Here is an 18,952-nt window from a genome sequence, read left to right on the forward strand (position 1 = left end):
ACGCCTCGCGGCCCGGGTGTTGTGCACTCGTTATGCCTGCGCCCCACTCGTCCCCTCTGTCCCGACTCTGTCCCAGCAGGAGAACCGGCGCGCAGAGGTGGCTATACGCTTCAAAAAGGCGCCAAAATTGGGCATTCTTCGCATGTGGTGACCTTGGACGTACGGCCTCAGCTCATCGACGCACTTTCCGCCCTGCGCGACCGTGTCGCTGCCGTGCGTCTTCCACTTCCGCTGCCGGGGGCCGCGCGCGCCCGCCAGACCCGTAGCGAGCTGCTCGCCCAGCTCGACGACTATCTGCTTCCCCGGCTCAGAGATCCTGAAGCGCCCCTGCTCGCAGTCATCGGCGGGTCCACCGGGGCGGGGAAATCGACGCTCGTCAATTCGCTGGTGGGGCGGCTGGTCAGCGAGGCCGGGGTGCTGCGCCCGACCACGCGGACGCCCGTGCTCGTCTGCCATCCGGATGATCACCACTGGTTCGCGGGGGTCCGCGTACTGCCGCAGCTCACCAGGGTCTGGCTGCCCCCGGAGGAGAACGGGGACCCTGGTCGGTGCGACGACCTCGACGGGAGCGAGGAGGACGGGACCGCGCTGCGCGTCGAGACCGCCACCGGGCTGCCGCGCGGGCTCGCGCTGCTCGACGCGCCCGATATCGACTCGCTTGTGGTACGGAACCGGGTCCTGGCCGCCGAGCTGATCTGCGCCGCGGATGTGTGGGTGATGGTGACCACGGCCTCCCGGTACGCGGACGCCGTGCCGTGGCACCTGCTGCGTACCGCCAAGGAGTACGACGCCTCGCTCGTCACCGTCCTCGACCGGGTACCGCACCAGGTGATCGCCGAGGTGTCCCGGCAGTACGGGGCGCTGCTCACCAAGGCGGGCCTCGGTGAGTTGCCGCGCTTCACCATTCCTGAGCTGCCCGAATCGGCCGGCGGCAGCGGCCTGCTGCCGACCACTGCGGTCGCCCCGTTGCGGGCCTGGCTCAGCCACCGCGCCCAGGACCCGGCGGCCCGTCAGCAGGCGGTCGGGCGCACGGCGGCCGGGGTCATCGACTCGCTGGATGTACGGATGCCCGCGCTGGCCGGGGCCGTTGCCGCACAGTACGCGGCGGCCGTGCGGCTGACCGGTGTGGTCGAGGACGCGTACCGCACAGAAGGCGCCCGAGTCCGGCGGCGGCTGCGCAACGGCGGCGTGCTCGCCGGGGACGCCCGGACCCGGTGGCGTGGATACCCGATGTACAGCAACTCCGAGGAACTCCTCGAAGCGCTGGTGGAGAGTCTTGCCGCACTTCTGCAGTGCGCGGTGGCCGCAGCCGACGAACAGATCCGCACGACCTGGCAGCGCGAGCCCGCGGCCGGGGTGTTCGGCTTCGAGGATGTCGGCAGGGAGGCCGGGGGATGGGGGCCCGCCGAGGACATCCGGGGCCGGATTGCCATGGCCGTACGGCGGTGGTGGCGGATGCTGGAGGAACTGGCCGAGGAAGAGGTGCGCCGGCTCGAACGCAACGCCGCACCCGACGCCGAGACAGTGGTGGCGCTCCTGGCCGCCGCGCTGCTCGGCGGTCGCCGTACCCGCGGCGCCGGGGAACAACTCGCCGAACGGATCGGGGCCCAGGGTGCGCTGCGGCTGCGTGACAAGGGCGGCGCACTGCTCACCAACTGCCTCGACCGGGTGCTGGACGGCGAGCGCGACCGGCGGCTCGCGCCGCTCGACGCACTCGATGTGGCCCCGGAGCCGCAGGCCGAACTGATTGCCGCGCTGTCCGTACTGCAGAAGGAGAGGTGGCAGCGATGACTGCCGTCATTGACGAGGGGCCCGGCCGGGGCGAGAGTCCCACTTCTCACGAGGACCGGAACCGGAACCACCGGAGTCGGCGCCGGACACCCGACGACCTGGGCACAGCCGTGCCGGAGGCGGGCGGGGACTGGAACGACGGGCTCATCGCCCGGCGCGCGGCCGCCAAGGGGGCAGACGCCGGGACCGGGAACGCCCCGAACGACGAGGTACGGCTGCCCCAGGTCGAGGCGTACGTACCGTCGAGCGGTCCTCTCCGGCCGCGGCTCGACGCGCTGCGTGAACTCGTCGGGCTGTCCAGGGCCAGGCTCGACCGGGCCACCCTCGCCGAGGCGGGACGCGTGCTCGACGAAGCGGCGGCCCGCCAGCGGCTCTCCTCCAGGCACACCGTCGTCGCCATCGCCGGAGCGACCGGCAGCGGCAAATCGACCCTGTTCAACTCCCTCGCGGGTGCCCAGATCTCCGACACCGGTCTGCGCAGGCCGACCACCTCCGCCCCCATCGCCTGCTCCTGGACCGACGGGGCCGCCGGGCTGCTGGACCGGCTCGCCATTCCGGGACGGCTCAGGCGCAGGCCGCAACAGAGCGGTACGGACGCCGATGAGGCACTCCAGGGGCTCGTCCTCGTCGACCTGCCCGACCACGACTCGGCGGCGGCCGGGCACCGTGATCAGGTCGACCGGGTGCTTGCGCTGGTCGATGCGGTGATCTGGGTCGTCGACCCGGAGAAGTACGCGGACGCGGCCCTGCACGAGCGCTACCTGCGGCCGCTCGCCGGGCACGCCGAGATCACGTTCGTCGTCCTCAACCAGATCGACCGACTGCCCGGCGACGCCGCCGACCAGGTTCTCGACGATCTGCGCCGGCTGCTCGACGAGGACGGCATGGCGCTCGGCGAACACGGCGAACCGGGCGCGACCGTCATGTCCCTGTCCGCACTCACCGGCGAAGGCGTGGGCGAACTGCGCGAGGTGCTCGGCCGGTTCGTTCAGGAGCGCACGGCAGCGGCGCGCCGGCTGTCCGCGGATGTGGACGCCGCCGCGGCCAGGCTCCGTCCGGTGTACGTCGCCGAGGGGCGGCCCGGTCTCGGCGAAGGGGCCCGCGAGGAGTTCGCCGACCGGCTCGCGGAGGCCGTCGGAGCGGCCGCGGCGGGACAGGCGGCCGAGCGCGAGTGGCGAAGGAACGCCGGCCGGGCGTGCGGCACGCCGTGGCTGCGGCTGTGGCGCTGGTACGAGTCCACCCGGCGGCCGGGAAGCCTGGAGTGCCCGGCGCAGCCCGCACCCCCCGAGGAGCACCTCACCGCCCGGCAACGCGTCGAACAGGCCGTGCGGACGGTGGCGGACGAGGCCGCCGGCGGGCTGCCCGGCCCCTGGGCACAGGCGGTCCGCGAGGCCGCGGTGAACGGTGCGGACGGGCTGCCGGAGGCGCTCGACGAGCTGGCGGAAAGGGCCGGCAGCGCGGACGGGCGGGGGCGGGTGGTGAGCTGTTTCTCGGGTGGCGCGGCAGGTGGTGCGCAGGGTTCGGTCGGTCCGGGCGGTTCGACGGTCGTGGCGACCGGGGTGGCCGGGGCCTCCGGCGTGGCGCACAGCGGTCGCGTGGGCGGGAAGCCGCCGCGACCCAGGTGGTGGCCCGCCGCCGTGCTGGCACAGGCATCGATGACGGTGCTGCAGATCTTCGGCGGTCTCTGGCTGGTGGGCCAGATCGTCGGCGTACTGGAACCGGGATTCCTCACGCCCGCCCTGGTGATGCTGGCCGGGATCACTGGCGGTCCGCTCGTGGAGTGGTCGTGTGCGGCCGCGGCACGGGGGCCCGCCCGACGGTACGGGCAGGAGGCCGAGCGGCAGTTGCGCGAGGCGGCGGCTGCCTGTGGGCGGGCACGGGTGCTCGATCCGGTGGCGGCGGAACTCGTGCGGTACCGCGAGGTGCGGGAGCGGTACGTGACGGTGACGGAGTTTTCCACAACTGTTCGGTAGTCCACAGGCATCAGCAGGATTTCCGCCTTCCCTTCAACCTGGGACCAGTGGCCGTGCGGGTGCGGTCGCTGGAGCCTAAGGGCCGAAGGGGAGGCGGAGTCATGAATGACACCTTGGTGACACTGGTGGGAAACGCGGCGACGGGCGTGGAGTTCCGGGAGACCGCGACCGGCGGAATGGCGCGATTCCGGTTCGCGGTGACGCCACGCCGCTGGGACCGCGAGAAACAGCTCTGGACGGACGGGCACACCAGCTTCTACACCGTGTGGGCCTGGCGGACTCTGGCATCGAATCTGTCCGGTTCCGTCTCCGTCGGAGAACCGCTCGTCGTGCACGGCAGGTTGAAGGTGCGCGAGGAGGAACGGGAGGGCCGGCGGCGGACGTTCGTGGACATCGAGGCGGTGGCGGTGGGGCACGACCTGACCCGGGGGACGGCTGCGTTCCGGCGGGTGATGAGGGGCGATCCGGGGTTGATGACGCGTGGGGGAAGCGTGGACAGGGCGGTGGACCAGGGCGACGGGCCGGTGCGCTCGGACGAGCCGGACTGGTCGGGCGGCCCGGCGCGGGAGGCACGGGAAGCACGGGAGGTGAGCGAGGCGCGGCCGGGTGGTTCGCGCGAAGCGTCACGGGTCGAGGGGGACGAGCGGGAGGGGGGAGGCGAGCAGAGTGAGCAGCCCGAGCAGGCTGAGCAGTCCGAACAGTCACAACGGGTCGGGCGGCAGCGGGTACAGAGGCCGACGGTGCGTCAGAAACGCGGTCAGGAACTTGCGTCGGTGTCGTGACGGGACGGGCTCGAGGGGCGGATCTGACGGAAAGTCGGATCGGGGGGCGTCGAGGCGCCGCGCGCGATACCGGCGATAACGATTCCGATTCGGAATGGTTGTACGACGGTATGAGGGGGGAATGTTCATCTCTTCCTCCTTAGGATTCCCCCGTACTCACGGGGCACTTGAGTCGACTGGCGGGACAATCCCCACACGCGCATCAGGCGCGGAGGGTCTCGCCCGGAGGGGAATTCTGTGTTTTCTGCTCATTCAGCGACCGTTTCGTCTTCCACGGAGACGACCAGTTCTCCACGGCGGCGGGGCATAGCCCGGCTGGCCGCTACGGTGGTGGCATCCGGTCTGGTCATGGCAGGCACCCTCGTCGGTGCCGGCAGCGCGGTCGCCGACGAGGCGCCGCAGCATCAAGGTGGCGCGGCAGCGGTTCTGGACGGGTTGAAGACCTACGACCGCGCCGTGCTCCACGCGGACGGCCGGAATCGGGAGCTCCCCGCCGGGGTCTTCGAGATGACCGTCGACGGCGGCGGCAAGCTCAAGACGTACTGCATCGACATTCACAACCCCACCCAGGACCAGGCGAAGTACCTGGAGACCCCCTGGAACCAGACCTCGCTCGGCAGCAACAAGAACGCGGGCAAGATCCGCTGGATCCTGGAGCACTCCTACCCGCAGGTCGACGACCTCGCGGCGCTCGCCAAGCAGGCCGGCACCGGACCGCTCACCGAGAAGACCGCGGCGGCGGGCACCCAGGTCGCCATCTGGCGCTACTCGGACAACGCCGATGTCGACGCAACCGACGGCCAGGCCGAGAAGCTTGCCGACTGGCTGGAGCACAACGCCGTCGACCAGGCTGAGCCCAAGGCGTCCCTCGCCCTGGACTCGGCCGCGGTCTCCGGCAAGTCCGGTGAGCGGCTCGGGCCGGTCACCGTCCGTACCAATGCGAGCCAGGTCTCCGTGACCCCGCCCGCCGACGCCGCCAGCGGTGTCAAGGTCACCGACAAGAGCGGCAAGCCCGTGACCGCGGCGGCCAACGGGGCTGAGCTCTACTTCGACGTACCGGCGGGCACCGCCGACGGTTCCGCCTCGCTGACCGTCCAGGCCACCACGTCGGTGCCGGTCGGCCGGGCCTTCGCCGGGGTCACCAAGAGCCAGACCATGATCCTGGCCGGCTCCAGCGAGTCCACGGTCTCCGCGACCGCCACCGCGACCTGGGCCAAGCAGGGTGCGATCCCGGCGGTCTCGGCGAAGAAGAACTGCGCCAAGGGCGGCGTGGACGTCACCGCGAGCAACACGGGCGACGAGGCGTTCACGTTCGAGCTGGCCGGGGTGAAGCACACCATCGAGGCGGGCAAGTCCGAGACGGTGACCCTCCCGGTCGCCGAGGACCAGGCGTACGACTTCACGATCACCGGACCCGGTGGCTTCTCGAAGACGTTCAAGGGCGTCCTGGACTGCAAGACCAGCGGCAGCAGCACCGGCGGCCTCGACACCCAGACCCAGGACAAGGCCGCCCCGGCCACGGCCGGCGGCAGCTCGGCCGGGTCCACCGGCGACCTCGCCGAGACCGGTGGCTCCAGCGCCACTCCGATCATCGGGGGCGTCGCGATCGCCCTCGTCGTCGTCGGCGGCGGCGCGGTCTTCTTCCTCCGCAAGCGCAAGACGCAGTCCTCCGCCCAGTAATCACGGAGTGACGAACAGCAGGCAATCTGTCACGCCTGCCTGATGGTGGCCCCGGTACGCGGACGCGTACCGGGGCCGTCGCATGCCGGAAGACGGGGGCGGTGCGTGCCGGGAGGCGGGTCGGGGTGTACCGGGGAGCGGACTGGTTTCCGTCCCGGGATGGACGTCAGGCAAGATGGGGTGTTTCTCTCCGGCCGAGGGCGCAGAACAGCCCCTGACCAGAAGGTCTTCCGCCGATGAGGGGCCGTCTCAGGCAGCCTGGGCCGTCTGCGGGCCGTCTGCGGGCCGTCTGCGGGCCGTCTGCGGGCCGTCAGCCGGGAGAGGGGGTAGTTGTCAGGGGGCCGATTGCCGGTTGCTCGCCGGTGACGTTCCCGACGCCGAGATCGGTGCGCATCACGCCGCGCATCCTCTCCCATCGCTCCCAAAGATGAACGAAGTCCGCCCTTATGTCATCGAATGCCCCATCCGGATCCGGATTCCCTTCTTCCAAGCACATGGTCCGCCGGTAGACCTCAGACAGCGCCGCCGTCATCTCATCTAGTGCTGTGACCGGGATGGTTCACTGTGGTCGGGAGACGGCTCACGGGACGAGCGCGGTCCGCGAGGCGAGTGGTATTACTGGTGCATGCAGGAAGAGACCGCGCGGTCCGCGATTGACACGTTCATCTCCGCGTTCAACGCCTCGGAGGACAGCTATGTGACTGCGCTGCTCTCCCAGGCCCTAACCTCGGACGTGGTCTTCTGGGGACCGTTGGGCCGCAGTGAGGGGATCGAGGCGGTCGAGCGGTTCGTGCTGGACATCCGGCGCCACCCCGCGGGGACCGGCACGATGGTGCGCTGTTCGGCGGTGGACATGCCGGACGAGTGGGCCCGGTACCAGTGGGTCTTCACGACGCCGGATGGAGGCCCCCGCCTGGCGGGAACGGACGTCGTCCATCTGCGGCGGAGCCTCATCGACCAGGTCATCGTCTTCGCGGGGGAGATCGAGCCGTCCGCCTCCTGAGTCATTCTCCTCTGGCGCCGTCCTTCTCCTGAACCGGCCCCGTTCGGGGCTCCGGGTCTGCCCAGCCGAGATCATCTTCACAACGCTTCGGTCGTCCGCGCTTGGCCACGAGCGGACCGATGATGCGCTGTGGCTGTGTAAGTTCGCGGTTGGTCAGGCTGCGGTGTTGAGGGGGCGTCCGCCCCAACGGATGCCCTTCTCGCTTCGGATGCGGGCGCGTTCCTTGCGTTCGGCGGCCAGGACGTCGCGGTGGCGGGCGTTGGCGTTGCGCCAGCGTAGATAGGCGTGCAGGGCTCTGTCTGCACGGTGTGGTTGGGGTGGTTGGAGTTGGCGATGGTGAACTGCCTCAGCGGTCCGAAGTGGGCCTCGATGGGGTTGGCCCAAGAGGCGTAGGTCGGGGTGAAGCACAGCTCGACCTTGTGCTTTGTAGCCCAGCGGCGGATGTCGGTGCCTTTGTGGGCGGACAGGTTGTCCAGGATCACGTAGATGGGGGCGCCGTCGGGCCGGGCGGCGCGGATCGACTTGAGCGCGGCCAGCGTGTTCGCGGTACCTTTCTTGCGGCGGTTGACGCCCCACAACATGTCGTCGCCGACCGAGTAGCAGCCGTGGAAGTACCGGACTTCATGGGTGCGGTGGTAGGTGGCCGGCACCCGGTCGGAGTGTTTCCGTTCGGCCCAGCCCGAGCCTGCGGTGGGCCGGATCCCGAGTGGGCCGAACTCGTCGAACGCGAAGACCCGGTCGGGGAAACGGTCCAGGACGTGCTCGATCCGGTCCAGCTTCGCCTCGCGGTCGGGGTCGGTGGATTCCTTCCAGGTCTTGGTGCGCTGGAAGGTGACTCCACGGCGGGCGAGCAGGCCGTGTAACGCCTCGCGGCCGATACGGATCACTCGGCCGTGGACTGTGCGCAGGTAGGCGACGAGTTTGCGTAGCGACCAGCGAGTGAAAGGGTGGCCGAGCTTGGTGGGGCGGGTGGTGGCCGTCTGGACGACGAAGTCCTCGTCGTCATCGCTGAGCAGGCGGGGACGGCCTCCTGCCCACCGAGGGTCCAGGCAGGCCAGGCCGACCGATCTCGTTGAACCGGTGGATCACATCGCGCACGGTGTCCTCGTCGGCCGCCACCAGCTGGGCGATCACCGGCACCCGATTCCCGCCAGCCGAGGCCAGCAGCATCATCGCGCGCCGGTAGCGCACCGAGTTGGTGCTGCCCCGGCGCACGATCTGCTGCAGCCGCTGCCCTTCCTGGTCGGTCAGTCTGCGCACACGGACAGGCTCGGCCACCGCGCCTCCAGCGGTCGGATCGGACGTCACCGCACATCCAACCGCCACGACGACCAACCCGGCGAACCTATGCGGTCACAGCACTAGGTGATCAATTCCAAGGGATGCCTGCGGAGGGTGTGGGGTGGGCGGCGGCCGAAGCCACCGCGAGACGGTCAGGCGGCAGGCTGCCGGCCCTGGTTGTCGAGGTGGCAGCGGGCGGTCAGGCGTCAGGGTCGACTTCGGGGTGCGTGAACCGCACGGGCTTGCCCAGCGACCGGGCGTAGGCGATTTCGGCTCGGGTGCTGTCTCCGATGTAGTCGCCGACTACGAGCACCTCATCAGCGAGCCGGATCTTCGCCCGGTGCAGATCGTCGAGCCGAACCTTCAGCGCCTCGGCCTCGACAGGGTCGGACCAAAGTTCGTGCGGCGACTTCATGTCACAGCCCGGTTTGACGACAATCTTTCCGGCTTTGGTCTCCCGCAGATCGGCCTCGTTCATCTCGGTCATGAAGCGGGTGGAGCCGCAGATCACGACGATACGCGGGAGGCTCAACAGCTTCTTCGCGTCGGCGAGCCTCTCCTCGGGGGTGAGCAGTTGCGGGTATGACACTGGTTCCTCCTGGTGGTGTGGTCCAAGGGGTGCCTGCGGAGACGAGAACGAGGGTGTCCAAGATCGTTTTGTGACGAACGACGTGGACACCCTCGCGACAGCACTCTATGCGACGACCGACGACATCCTGAAGGAGCATCCTGGGCTGGCGCCGTGGCGCCCGCCGGTCGGCATTACGCCCCGCCTGAGCGATGCCGAACTGGTCACCCTCGCCACGATGCAGGCCATACTCGGCTACACCTCCGAGGCCAAATGGCTCCGCCATGCCCGTCGGAAGGACGCGTTGACCTGCATGTAGCCGTCGCGTCGACGGTTCAGCTCAACTGTCTGCTGCTCGCGGCGCCACTGAGCTTCAGCCACCTGCTGCTGACGCTCGTCAGCCGGGTGGCGTGTATCTGGTCTTCCAAACAAGTGCTCTGGTACTCGCGCGGCGGAGCTTGACTCGGGCAATCTGCCCCAGGTCCGTACCAGAAGTGTGCCAGACGGTACGGGGAGCGCCGGAAGCCAGAACGCCACATCGCAGGCCAGAGGAGCTTCAATGCCTGAGGCTGAGGCGGTGTTCCCGCCACGAGCGGGAGGTCGACCCCTAACTGCCGACCTTCTGCGCGGAGGTCGTGCGGTGCCCGAGGCGTTCAGGGTAATGGCGGCCACCCACTCCAGACCTGCGTTCTATCGGATCCTTCCAGCACAGGGCAGCTATTCGCCGGTTCGACGGTTTCAGGCGACTACCTCGGCAAGTGCACTGGTGAGGGCTGCCGCAAGCATCATGACGGCGAGGAAGGTGGAGGCAGCCCGCATGCACGCACTGGGGTAGCTGGCACCGTCCAGGCGAGCAAGCTTGCCCGCGACAGCAGCTGCAAGCAGCGCCAGGATGGCTACCAACGTGGCACTCAGCAGGACGACAGCAAGATTGGTCACGACAAGTTCCTTGCAGATGAGGGTGTGTTGACGTGTTCAAGGTCGCGGAATAGGTGTGCGTCGGGGTGCGTCTGGACGAAGATGAACACCAGCGAACAGGTGAGGGCGGGGCGGACAAGTGGCTGGCGAGGAAGCGGAGCGCGAGGCAGCGCTAACCGAGTTGCGTACCAGGCTGAACAACGGCCTGGCCCGCTCCCGGCTGGCTAAGACACAACTCGCGGCCCAGGCCAGGCTGAGCCGGACTACCATCCATGAGGCCTTAAGGACTGGGGCTCCTGCTCCGTCAGCCGAGACGGTCGTTGCCCTGGCCCGTGTCCTGCGCCTTAAGGACAACGAACTGCTCAGGCTGCAGCGCACCGCAGCTGGGGAAGCCTGTTCTCTGGCAGGCCCTGCCCAGGTTCCCGGCCGGCGGATAGGCGACTGGGATCCGCATGACTTGGAGATCCACCCGGCCGGCTTTACCTCGGGCAAGCGGGACTCCGGTGCCCGACCACGAGTGCTGCCCCGCTACGTCATGCGCGCTCATGACCGAGTACTGGCAGACACAGTGCGCGAGGTTGGTGAAGGCCGCAGCCGGATGGTGATCCTGGTCGGAACGTCCTCGACAGGCAAGACCAGGGCGTGCTGGGAAGCCGTCCAACCGCTTGCTCCCAATGAATGGCTGCTATGGCATCCCTTTGACCCCACGCGTGTTGAGGCTGCGCTATCCGACCTGGAACGCGTGCGGCCCCACACAGTGGTGTGGTTAAACGAGGCCCACCACTACCTCGGCGACCCTCGAGCCGGTGAGCAAGTCGCTGCCGCATTGCACAGCCTCCTTACGCATCCTGACCGTCAGCCAACCCTCATCCTGGGCACCCTGTGGCCCGAGTATGCAGACCGCTACACGGCGCTGCCCGCTCCGGGCGAGACAGATCAGCACAGCCGGGTGCGGGAGCTACTTGCCGGGCGCACCGTCACCATCCCTGACGCCTTCGACCAGAATGCGCTGCGCACGGCAGCTGCTCTCGCTAATCAAGGCGACCTGCTGCTGGCCGATACGCTCACCCGGACTCGCGTAGATGGGAGGGTGACACAGGACCTTGCTGGGGCTCCTGCACTCTTGCACCGATACGAGCACGCCTCACCTGCTGCGAGAGCCTTGCTGGAGGCCGCGATGGACGCCCGTCGACTCGGCTTGGGCATCCGCCTTCCACAAGCCTTCCTCACCGAGGCTGCCGCCGACTACCTCAGCAGCAAGGACTACGACGAACTCACCGATGACTGGGCGGAAGCGGCCTACGCGGACCTTGCCCGCCCCGTCCACGGCAAACAAGCACCGCTACGTCGCACGATGCTCCGACCCAAGCGACGCCCGCCCGGCAAGGCGACCTCGTCCACCGAACGCGCAGCGAACACCGGGCCGTTGTTCCAACTCGCTGACTATCTCGAACAACACGGCCGGACCAGCCGCAAGCATTTGTGTCCACCTTTGTCGTTTTGGGCCGCAGCCCACGAGCATCTCACCCACCCCAGTGACCTCAGAAACCTCGCCTCAGCTGCCCACAATCGGCACCGTCTCGAATGGGCAGATGCCCTCCTCCACCGGGCCGCGAACGCTGGCCACCCCAATGCCCTGATCGACCTAGCGCACATACGGGAGAGGGACGGGAATCGAGAAGGCGCCGAAACCCTGCTCCGCCGGGCCGCGGACGCTGGCCACATCACCGCACTGTTCAGTCTGGGGCAGATGCATGAGGCGGCTGGGGACTGGACGAGCGCCGAAAGTTTCTACCAACGAGCCGCCGATAACGGCAGCGCCAACGCTCTGATGATCCTGATACGTGTGCGCGAGGCGGCCGGGGACCAGAAAGCTGCCGAAACCCTGCTCCGCCAAGCAACGGACGCAGGCCGCGTCAAGTCTCCAGTGGGTCTGGCGAAGCAGCGAGATAGGAACCGGGAAGGCGCCCAGACACCGATTCGACAAGGTACGAACGAAGGCCGCATCAAGTCTCCAGTGAGTCTGGCGAAGCAGCGAGATAGGAACCGGGAAGGCGCTCGGGCACTGATTCAACATGCTACGGACGCCAGCCACACCAGCGTCTTGATCGACCTAGCACGCATGCGGGAAGCGGCCGGAAATCTCCAAGCCGCCGAAACCCTGCTCCACCAAGCAGCGGACGCCGGCCACACAAGCGCCCTTATCGACCTAGCACGCATGCGGGAAGCGGCCGGAAATCTCCAAGCCGCCGAAACCCTGCTCCACCAAGCAGCGGACGCCGGCCACACAAGCGCCCTTATCGACCTAGCACGCATGCAGGAGAAGTACGGAGACCGGCAAGCCGCCGAAACCCTGCTCCACCAAGCAGCGGACGCCGGCCACACAAGCGCCCTTATCGACCTAGCACGCATGCAGGAGAAGTACGGAGACCGGCAAACCGCCGAAACCCTCTTCCAGCGTGCAGCCGACGCCGGCCACACAAGCGCCTTGGTCATCCTCATGCAAATGCGGGAAGAGGATGGTGATCGGGAAGGCGCCGAGACCTTCTACCAAAGGGCGGCCGACGCTGGTCACTCGAACGCCTTGGTCATCCTTATGCAAATGCGGGAGAAGAACGGGGACATGGAGGGCGCCAGAACCTTGCTCAGCGATGCGGCTGAGAACGGTCACACGAATGCCATGGTCAAGCTGGCGCGGAGGCTAGAGAGGGACGGAGACGTAGAGGGCGCCGAGGCTTTGCTCCGTCAAACCGCTGATTTCGGCGATGCCCGGCAGTTCTCTCGAAGTGGTCGTTGGCCGTACGGGCTGGATCCGGACGGCACGCCAACCCCTCCATGGTAGAAGGCAGCCTTGGCGCCTACGGATCACCTCTGTACGACAGTTGACCCTCATCGGGCTGCTAGTCCGCCGAATCGAATAGGGACCGGCTGGCTCGGTCTAGGTGGTGGTCCAGCGCGCGTGGACTACTTGTGGACGGACTACAGCTGTCCGCGTCCCTCCGCGGTCGTCACCAGCAACGATGCCTGGGAATCAAGGGCCCTCCGGAGCCGTGTGCGCGAAGCGGGATGTTGGTCTGCATGACTTACGAATCCAGCAGCGCCTCAGCCGGGAGCACCCAAGTCACGACCGTGACCGATGGTGTCGCGCAGGTCTTCACCTGGGAGGAGGACGCGCGGATCGAGGTACGGAACCTCGGTCGTGAGGTCGTCATCGAGGCGAATGCCGCAGGCCTCAGAACGCTGGCCGGCCATCTGCTCACTCTCGCGAAGGACGGCGTTCCCGACGGGAGCCATCTACACCTGGAGGACGGCAACGGTCTGGCGGACGGGTCCGGCGGGTTGGTTCTGGAACGATGTGACGAAGAGGATGGAGGCAAGCCACCAGTGGCTGCCACACATGCCTCGTTGCGGCGGCCTGGCGAATGCGTGTCGAAGTAAGCCGGATCAGCGGCACATTCAACGTAAGCGTGCTGGTCACGCACCCTGGTGGCCTCGAGCATCCAAGCGCCTTCTAAGAGCATGGCCTCTCAACGGACTGTGGGTCATGTGTGGGTCACCGAAGCGTCGCCGGGGGTGAGTCACTGCAGGGCTACCGGGACCGAGTTCCCACGCTCAACCTGATCCGCTGCCGGCTGAAGCTTCGACTGGTCTGTTTCGGTGGCGATCCTGAACGTGCTCCCATGCCTCTCGCATGCGCCTACCCTGCTCAAGCGCTACGTGGAAGCCTGCCTGGGGTCTGGAGTTACCTGGCCTCTTCGTCGGGGGTATGGAATGGCATCTCAGTCCAGGTGCGGCGCTCGCACCAAAGCTGGCACAGCGTGCCGGAACCTTGCAGTGGTCGGCACCTCTCGTTGCGCGAAGCACCAGGGCTCCTGGTCTGCCTACGGCGTTGCGCAACGCAAGGAGAAGGAAGCCAAGGCGAAGAAGAGCAAGATCCGCAGGAAGCGGTAGGCGTGCGGGAGGGCGTGCTCGGACCGGCCCGTCGGCGCAGTGTCATCCGTAGTCTCGTTCACCGCCAGCGGGGGAAGGAGCTCGGTCAGCCTGACCACTGCCGCCTCGCAGCACTTCCCCTCGTGGCTGAGGCAGAGGAATTCGGTCAGTGGGCTGCTTGTCGACACCCTCAGCAGAGCGGCCAGATGCCCTCGCGCCGGGAGGTGAGTGGTGCGGACGGTCATGCGTAGAGCCGGATCGGTCGCGGTCTGAGCGAGGGGAGTGCGGCCACCGCCGACGTACGTGATTCTGCGGAGGGGGTGGCGGACGAAGTTCCCCTTGCCGTGAATCTTCTCAACGAGCCCTTCGTCCTGGAGTACTGCGAGGGCGCTCCGCAGCGTCGGCGTGCTGACCGCATAGCGGGAGGCGAGTCGCGCCTCGGAAGGGAGGCGTTCGCCGGCCTTGATGCGGCCGGTTGAGATCTGCGTCCGGAGGTCGTCGGCGATGCATTCGCCTTCGTCACGCCTGGTCGCTTATGAGAAGGCATCAGTTCGCCTCCATCGGTGCGAGCCAGGTTCGCGCGAAGGGCGTGTGAGCTACGGACGTTGAGCGCTGCCTCGCACCTTCGCAGATGGCCAGCACGTACCGGCGGACGAGCTGGTTCTCCTCGTCGGCGAGGACGTCCATTCCGTCCCGAAGCTGCCCCGTGCGCAGCGTGGGGGAGTCGGTGAGGTCGAGGGGAGCGACCCCCGAGCAGAAAGCTGTTAAGGGGCGGCGGTGACGGCCCCTCGGGAAGTGCCGCTCACTGGTGCGTGAGACGGCATGGCGGCTCCTATCGCTGATGGCCAGGTCCCCGGACATCGCCCGTCGCGGGGGCCGCTTTGCGTACGGCGGCCCATAAGACGCGGCCGTCCACATTGCTCGCGAAGAGGCCGAATCGATCGGCCTTCGCCACTGCGTCCAGGACCTCCCGCCATGAGTCGGCGGGGAAGTCGTCCGGCACCTCCGCTTCGATCGATGTGTGGTGGGCGTGCTGCATCGCGCGTGTGGTCAGTCCGGCGGCGGACAACCGGGCGGCGATGTCCTTGGCGCTCAGTTCGGAAGCGGGCACAGCTATCTCCGTCGCCGAGTGATCACGATACGTAAGGCTAGTTAACTAGATTAGAGCTAGTGGACTAGACTAGATTTTCCATATGCCTGAGCAGCCGCCTTATCTCCGCATCGCGGACGTTCTTCGACAACGGATCGCGGAGCATGAGTGGACGCCGGGGGACCGGCTGCCCTCACGTGCTCAGATCGGCCAGGAGTGCGGCGTCGGCGAGAACGTGGTCCGTCGGGCGCAGGAGCTGCTGATCTCACAGGGAGTCCTGGAAGGCCGTGCGGGTTCCGGCACGTACGTCGCCGAACCTCGGCGGCGCGTCCGGGTGGTCCGTTCGTCGGCGCGCGAGCAGCGTGACGACTCCCCGTTCCGTGCGGACATGCAGGCTGTGGGCAAGCGCGGGGACTGGGAGAGTCGGACCGAGGCCAAGATCCCGGCACCGGCGGAGATCGCGGCGCGGCTCGGTGTCGCCGAAGGCGATCTGTGCGTCCGCTCCGTGTACGAGTTCTTGGCCGACGGCAAGCCGGTGCAGTTGTCGACGAGCTGGGAGCCGTACGACCTCACTGCCGGCACGCTCGTAGTTCTCCCCGAGGGAGGGCCCCATGCCGGGGCGGGCGTCGTGAACCGTATGGCTGCGATCGGCATCACGGTCAGCCACGCTGTCGAGCAGCCGGAGCCGCGGCAGGCGACTGCCGAGGAAGCATCGCTTCTCGGTATCCAGAAGGCCGCTCTTGTCACCCACATCAGGCGGACGTACTACAGCGACCAAGGCCGACCCGTGGAGACCGCGGATATCGTCGTGCCCGCCGCCCTGTGCGAGATCGTTTACGAGATCCCCACCGGGCGATAGCCGAGGTGAGGGTTGGGCTCGGCGACGGGACGACGTACGCCGAGTGATCGTTCCTGGGCCGTCCCTGGGCCGTGCGAGGGCGCTCAGCACTGATCGAGGGCAACAGCCAGTGACAGGGGAGCTACCAGCGTGGATGGTGAAGGGGCAGGTCACGGGTCCCTGATGAGACGGGTTTCCATCCCGGGATGGACGTCAGGCAAGATGGGGTGTATCTGCCCACACATCGATAGCCGGACGGTTTCTCTTGGCTGAGTACATCTACACCATGCGCAAGACGCGCAAAGCGCACGGCGACAAGGTGATCCTCGATGACGTCACCCTGAACTTCCTGCCCGGCGCGAAGATCGGTGTCGTGGGCCCCAACGGCGCCGGTAAGTCCACGGTGCTGAAGATCATGGCGGGCCTGGAGCAGCCGTCCAACGGTGACGCGTTCCTGTCGCCCGGTTTCAGCGTCGGCATCCTCATGCAGGAGCCCCACCTCGACGAGGCGAAGACGGTCCTGGAGAACGTCCAGGACGGCGCCGCCGAGATCATGGGCAAGCTCAAGCGCTTCAACGAGGTCGCCGAGCTCATGGCGACCGACTACTCCGACGCGCTCATGGACGAGATGGGCAAGCTCCAGGAGGACCTGGACCACGCCAATGCGTGGGACCTGGACGCCCAGCTGGAGCAGGCCATGGACGCGCTGGGCTGCCCGCCCGGCGACTGGCCGGTCGTCAACCTCTCCGGTGGCGAGAAGCGCCGCGTCGCGCTCTGCAAGCTGCTGATCGAGGCCCCCGACCTGCTGCTCCTCGACGAGCCCACCAACCACCTCGACGCCGAGTCGGTGAACTGGCTGGAGCAGCACCTCTCGAAGTACGCGGGCGCCGTGGTCGCAGTCACCCACGACCGCTACTTCCTGAACAACGTCGCCGAGTGGATCCTCGAGCTCGACCGCGGCCGCGCCCTGCCGTACGAGGGCAACTACTCCACGTACCTCGACAAGAAGGCCACCCGCCTCAAGGTCGAGGGCCGCAAGGACGAGAAGCGCGCCAAGCGGCTCAAGGAAGAGCTGGAGTGGGTCCGCTCCAACGCCAAGGGCCGGCAGACCAAGTCCAAGGCGCGTCTCGCCCGTTACGAGGAGATGGCGGCCGAGGCGGACAAGATGCGGAAGCTGGACTTCGAGGAGATCCAGATTCCGCCGGGCCCGCGGCTCGGTTCCATCGTCGTCGAGGTCGAGAACCTCTCGAAGGCCTTCGGTGACAAGGTCCTCATCGACGACCTGTCGTTCACGCTGCCGCGCAACGGCATCGTCGGCGTCATCGGTCCGAACGGCGCGGGCAAGACCACGCTGTTCAAGATGATCCAGGGCCTGGAGACCCCGGACACCGGCTCCGTCAAGATCGGTGACACGGTCAAGATCTCCTACGTCGACCAGTCCCGCGCCAACATCGACCCGAAGAAGACCCTCTGGGCCGTCGTCTCGGACGAGCTGGACTACATCAACGTCGGCCAGGTCGAGATGCCCTCGCGGGCCTATGTCTCCGCGTTCGGCTTCAAGGGCCCGGACCAGCAGAAGCCGGCCGGTGTTCTCTCCGGTGGTGAGCGCAACCGCCTGAACCTGGCGCTGACGCTCAAGGAGGGCGGCAACCTGCTGCTCCTCGACGAGCCCACCAACGACCTCGACGTCGAGACCCTGTCCTCGCTGGAGAACGCCCTGCTGGAGTTCCCGGGTGCCGCTGTGGTGATCTCCCACGACCGTTGGTTCCTGGACCGCGTCGCCACGCACATCCTGGCGTACGAGGGCGACTCCAAGTGGTACTGGTTCGAGGGCAACTTCGAGTCGTACGAGAAGAACAAGGTCGACCGCCTCGGCGCGGACGCGGCCCGCCCGCACCGTGCCACGTACAAGAAGCTCACGCGAGGCTGATCGTCTTGGCACGTCACATCTACAACTGCCCGCTGCGCTGGTCGGACATGGATGCCTTCGGCCACGTGAACAACGTGGTCTTCCTCCGCTATCTGGAGGAGGCGCGCATCGACTTCATGTTCCGGCTGGCGCCGGGGGACGGTTCGCCGTCCTTCTCGGGCGGGTCCGTCGTGGCCCGGCACGAGATCGACTACGTACGGCCGCTGGTCCACCGGCACGAGCCGGTGACCGTCGAGTCGTGGGTCACGAAGATCGGCGCCGCGTCGCTGACGATCGCGTACGAGATCAAGGACCCGGACCAGGTCTACGTACGGGCCTCGACCGTCGTCGTGCCGTACAACCTGGCCGAGGAGCGGCCCCGGCGGATCTCCGCCGAGGAGAAGCTCTTCCTCCAGCAGTACCTGGCCGAGGAGCCTGCCGCAGCATGACGGTGCCCGTGCGGTCGCTGGAGTTCGCCGACACGAGGGAGGCCGCGGATCTCGCGGCCTTCCTCGGTCGGCTGCTCCGCTACGACCGGGCAGCCGCGGTGCGGATGCAGGCCGGCGGCAGTGCGCTGGCCGTGTTCGGCAGGCCGCCGTCGTTCGAGGTCCTGGCGATCCGGGCGGCGCGGCTGGCCGGATCGCACGACTTCGACGTCACGGTGTCCGCCGGTGAACTCCTCGAATCCCTCGACGTCGAGGGCACTGCAGCCGGTTCGGGCGCCCTGCCCGCACCCGTCACCGGGCCGCCGTGGACGGGTGTTCTCCCGCCCCGCGGCGGCTGGCACGAACTGCCGGGCCTGCCCGACCCGGTCTCCCTGCGCACGGCAGTCACCGCCGCGGTGGCGGAGTTCCGCTCCCGCGACGAGGCCCTGCCCGAGGACCGCCGCACCCGGGCGGAGCGGGACCTGATCGGCCGCGAGATCTGGTCGCGCACGGTCGCCGGTACCGAACTTCCGCTGCGGGCCGTGCACGCCGCCCAGTCCCTCGGCTTCCTCCGCCCGGCGCCGGACTTCCCGGTCGCCCTGCTTGCGGCAGGGGCCTGGCTGCGGCTGCGCACCCCGTTCGGCTCGATTGCCCTGCGTGGCCCGGGCAGCGGGCTCGGCACGCTCGCGGTGACGGTGGGCGCGGGCTGAGCGACGGCCCGACGACAGGGCCCGCCCGGACAGGCCGGCGGACCCGTCCGGACA

Annotated in this window: 14 protein-coding genes and 3 pseudogenes; 12 read left to right on the forward strand and 5 right to left on the reverse strand. The window is 68.1% G+C overall.

Features of this window, described 5'->3' with window-relative positions; all coding sequences use genetic code 11:
- Window positions 1-153: 153 nt before the first annotated feature.
- From OG609_RS26895 to OG609_RS26915, 5 genes and pseudogenes are all read left to right on the forward strand, one after another.
- Window positions 154-1,791, forward strand: a complete 1,638-nt coding sequence (locus tag OG609_RS26895; protein ID WP_327278199.1) for an ATP-binding protein — start codon at window positions 154-156, stop codon at window positions 1,789-1,791.
- Window positions 1,788-3,764 carry a GTPase gene (locus tag OG609_RS26900; RefSeq protein ID WP_327275174.1) on the forward strand — a complete coding sequence of 659 codons (1,977 nt, stop codon included), beginning with the start codon at window positions 1,788-1,790 and terminating at the stop codon, window positions 3,762-3,764. The genes OG609_RS26895 and OG609_RS26900 overlap by 4 nt, the downstream gene beginning before the upstream one ends.
- 101 nt (window positions 3,765-3,865) lie before the next feature.
- A pseudogene (locus tag OG609_RS46280) lies at window positions 3,866-4,237 on the forward strand (single-stranded DNA-binding protein); the annotation flags it as partial.
- Window positions 4,238-4,783: 546 nt separating this feature from the next.
- Window positions 4,784-6,226: a Cys-Gln thioester bond-forming surface protein gene (locus OG609_RS26910; RefSeq protein ID WP_327275176.1), complete on the forward strand. Its 1,443-nt coding sequence runs from the start codon at window positions 4,784-4,786 to the stop codon at window positions 6,224-6,226.
- Between the two features lie 625 nt (window positions 6,227-6,851).
- On the forward strand, window positions 6,852-7,229 hold the full coding sequence (locus OG609_RS26915) for a nuclear transport factor 2 family protein (RefSeq protein ID WP_327275177.1): 378 nt from the start codon (window positions 6,852-6,854) through the stop codon (window positions 7,227-7,229).
- Between the two features lie 153 nt (window positions 7,230-7,382).
- On the opposite strand, the pseudogene OG609_RS26920 reads toward OG609_RS26915, so the two are convergent.
- Together OG609_RS26920 and OG609_RS26925 are read right to left on the reverse strand one after the other, a co-directional pair.
- Window positions 7,383-8,507 (reverse strand): annotated as a pseudogene (locus OG609_RS26920) (IS630 family transposase).
- Window positions 8,508-8,709: 202 nt separating this feature from the next.
- Window positions 8,710-9,099 carry a hypothetical protein gene (locus tag OG609_RS26925; RefSeq protein ID WP_327275178.1) on the reverse strand — a complete coding sequence of 130 codons (390 nt, stop codon included), beginning with the start codon at window positions 9,097-9,099 and terminating at the stop codon, window positions 8,710-8,712.
- A 70-nt stretch (window positions 9,100-9,169) separates the two neighbouring features.
- Between OG609_RS26925 and OG609_RS26930 the strand changes: the two are divergent.
- Window positions 9,170-9,370: pseudogene (locus OG609_RS26930) on the forward strand (IS982 family transposase); the annotation flags it as partial.
- A 446-nt stretch (window positions 9,371-9,816) separates the two neighbouring features.
- Here the strand turns inward: OG609_RS26930 and OG609_RS26935 are convergent.
- Window positions 9,817-10,017 (reverse strand): hypothetical protein, encoded by a 201-nt coding sequence (locus OG609_RS26935; RefSeq protein ID WP_327275179.1) that lies wholly within the window; start codon window positions 10,015-10,017, stop codon window positions 9,817-9,819.
- 436 nt (window positions 10,018-10,453) lie between these two features.
- Between OG609_RS26935 and OG609_RS26940 the strand changes: the two genes are divergently transcribed.
- Both OG609_RS26940 and OG609_RS26945 read left to right on the forward strand, forming a co-directional pair.
- A complete protein-coding gene (locus OG609_RS26940; RefSeq protein WP_327275180.1) occupies window positions 10,454-12,838 on the forward strand; it encodes a hypothetical protein in 2,385 nt (794 codons plus the stop codon).
- A gap of 236 nt (window positions 12,839-13,074) precedes the next feature.
- Window positions 13,075-13,434 (forward strand): Imm32 family immunity protein, encoded by a 360-nt coding sequence (locus OG609_RS26945; protein WP_327275181.1) that lies wholly within the window; start codon window positions 13,075-13,077, stop codon window positions 13,432-13,434.
- A 443-nt stretch (window positions 13,435-13,877) separates the two neighbouring features.
- On the opposite strand, the gene OG609_RS26950 is transcribed toward OG609_RS26945, so the two are convergent.
- The gene (locus tag OG609_RS26950; protein WP_442818083.1) at window positions 13,878-14,432 is read right to left on the reverse strand and encodes a GntR family transcriptional regulator; all 555 of its coding nucleotides are present in this window, start codon (window positions 14,430-14,432) and stop codon (window positions 13,878-13,880) included.
- Between the two features lie 326 nt (window positions 14,433-14,758).
- Window positions 14,759-15,037, reverse strand: coding sequence for a hypothetical protein (locus tag OG609_RS26955; RefSeq protein WP_327275182.1), 279 nt, complete (start codon window positions 15,035-15,037; stop codon window positions 14,759-14,761).
- Between the two features lie 82 nt (window positions 15,038-15,119).
- Between OG609_RS26955 and OG609_RS26960 the strand changes: the two genes are divergently transcribed.
- From OG609_RS26960 to OG609_RS26975, 4 genes are all read left to right on the forward strand, one after another.
- Window positions 15,120-15,875 carry a GntR family transcriptional regulator gene (locus OG609_RS26960; protein ID WP_327275183.1) on the forward strand — a complete coding sequence of 252 codons (756 nt, stop codon included), beginning with the start codon at window positions 15,120-15,122 and terminating at the stop codon, window positions 15,873-15,875.
- 244 nt (window positions 15,876-16,119) lie between these two features.
- Window positions 16,120-17,784 (forward strand): energy-dependent translational throttle protein EttA, encoded by a 1,665-nt coding sequence (gene ettA, locus OG609_RS26965; protein ID WP_327275184.1) that lies wholly within the window; start codon window positions 16,120-16,122, stop codon window positions 17,782-17,784.
- A gap of 5 nt (window positions 17,785-17,789) precedes the next feature.
- Complete coding sequence (locus tag OG609_RS26970; protein WP_266361441.1) at window positions 17,790-18,212, forward strand: acyl-CoA thioesterase; 423 nt, start codon at window positions 17,790-17,792, stop codon at window positions 18,210-18,212.
- A complete protein-coding gene (locus tag OG609_RS26975) occupies window positions 18,209-18,898 on the forward strand; it encodes a hypothetical protein (protein ID WP_327275185.1) in 690 nt (229 codons plus the stop codon). Before OG609_RS26970 ends, OG609_RS26975 begins: the two co-directional genes overlap by 4 nt.
- Window positions 18,899-18,952 lie beyond the last annotated feature (54 nt).

Source organism: Streptomyces sp. NBC_01224 (assembly GCF_036002945.1).
GTDB lineage: Bacteria > Actinomycetota > Actinomycetes > Streptomycetales > Streptomycetaceae > Streptomyces.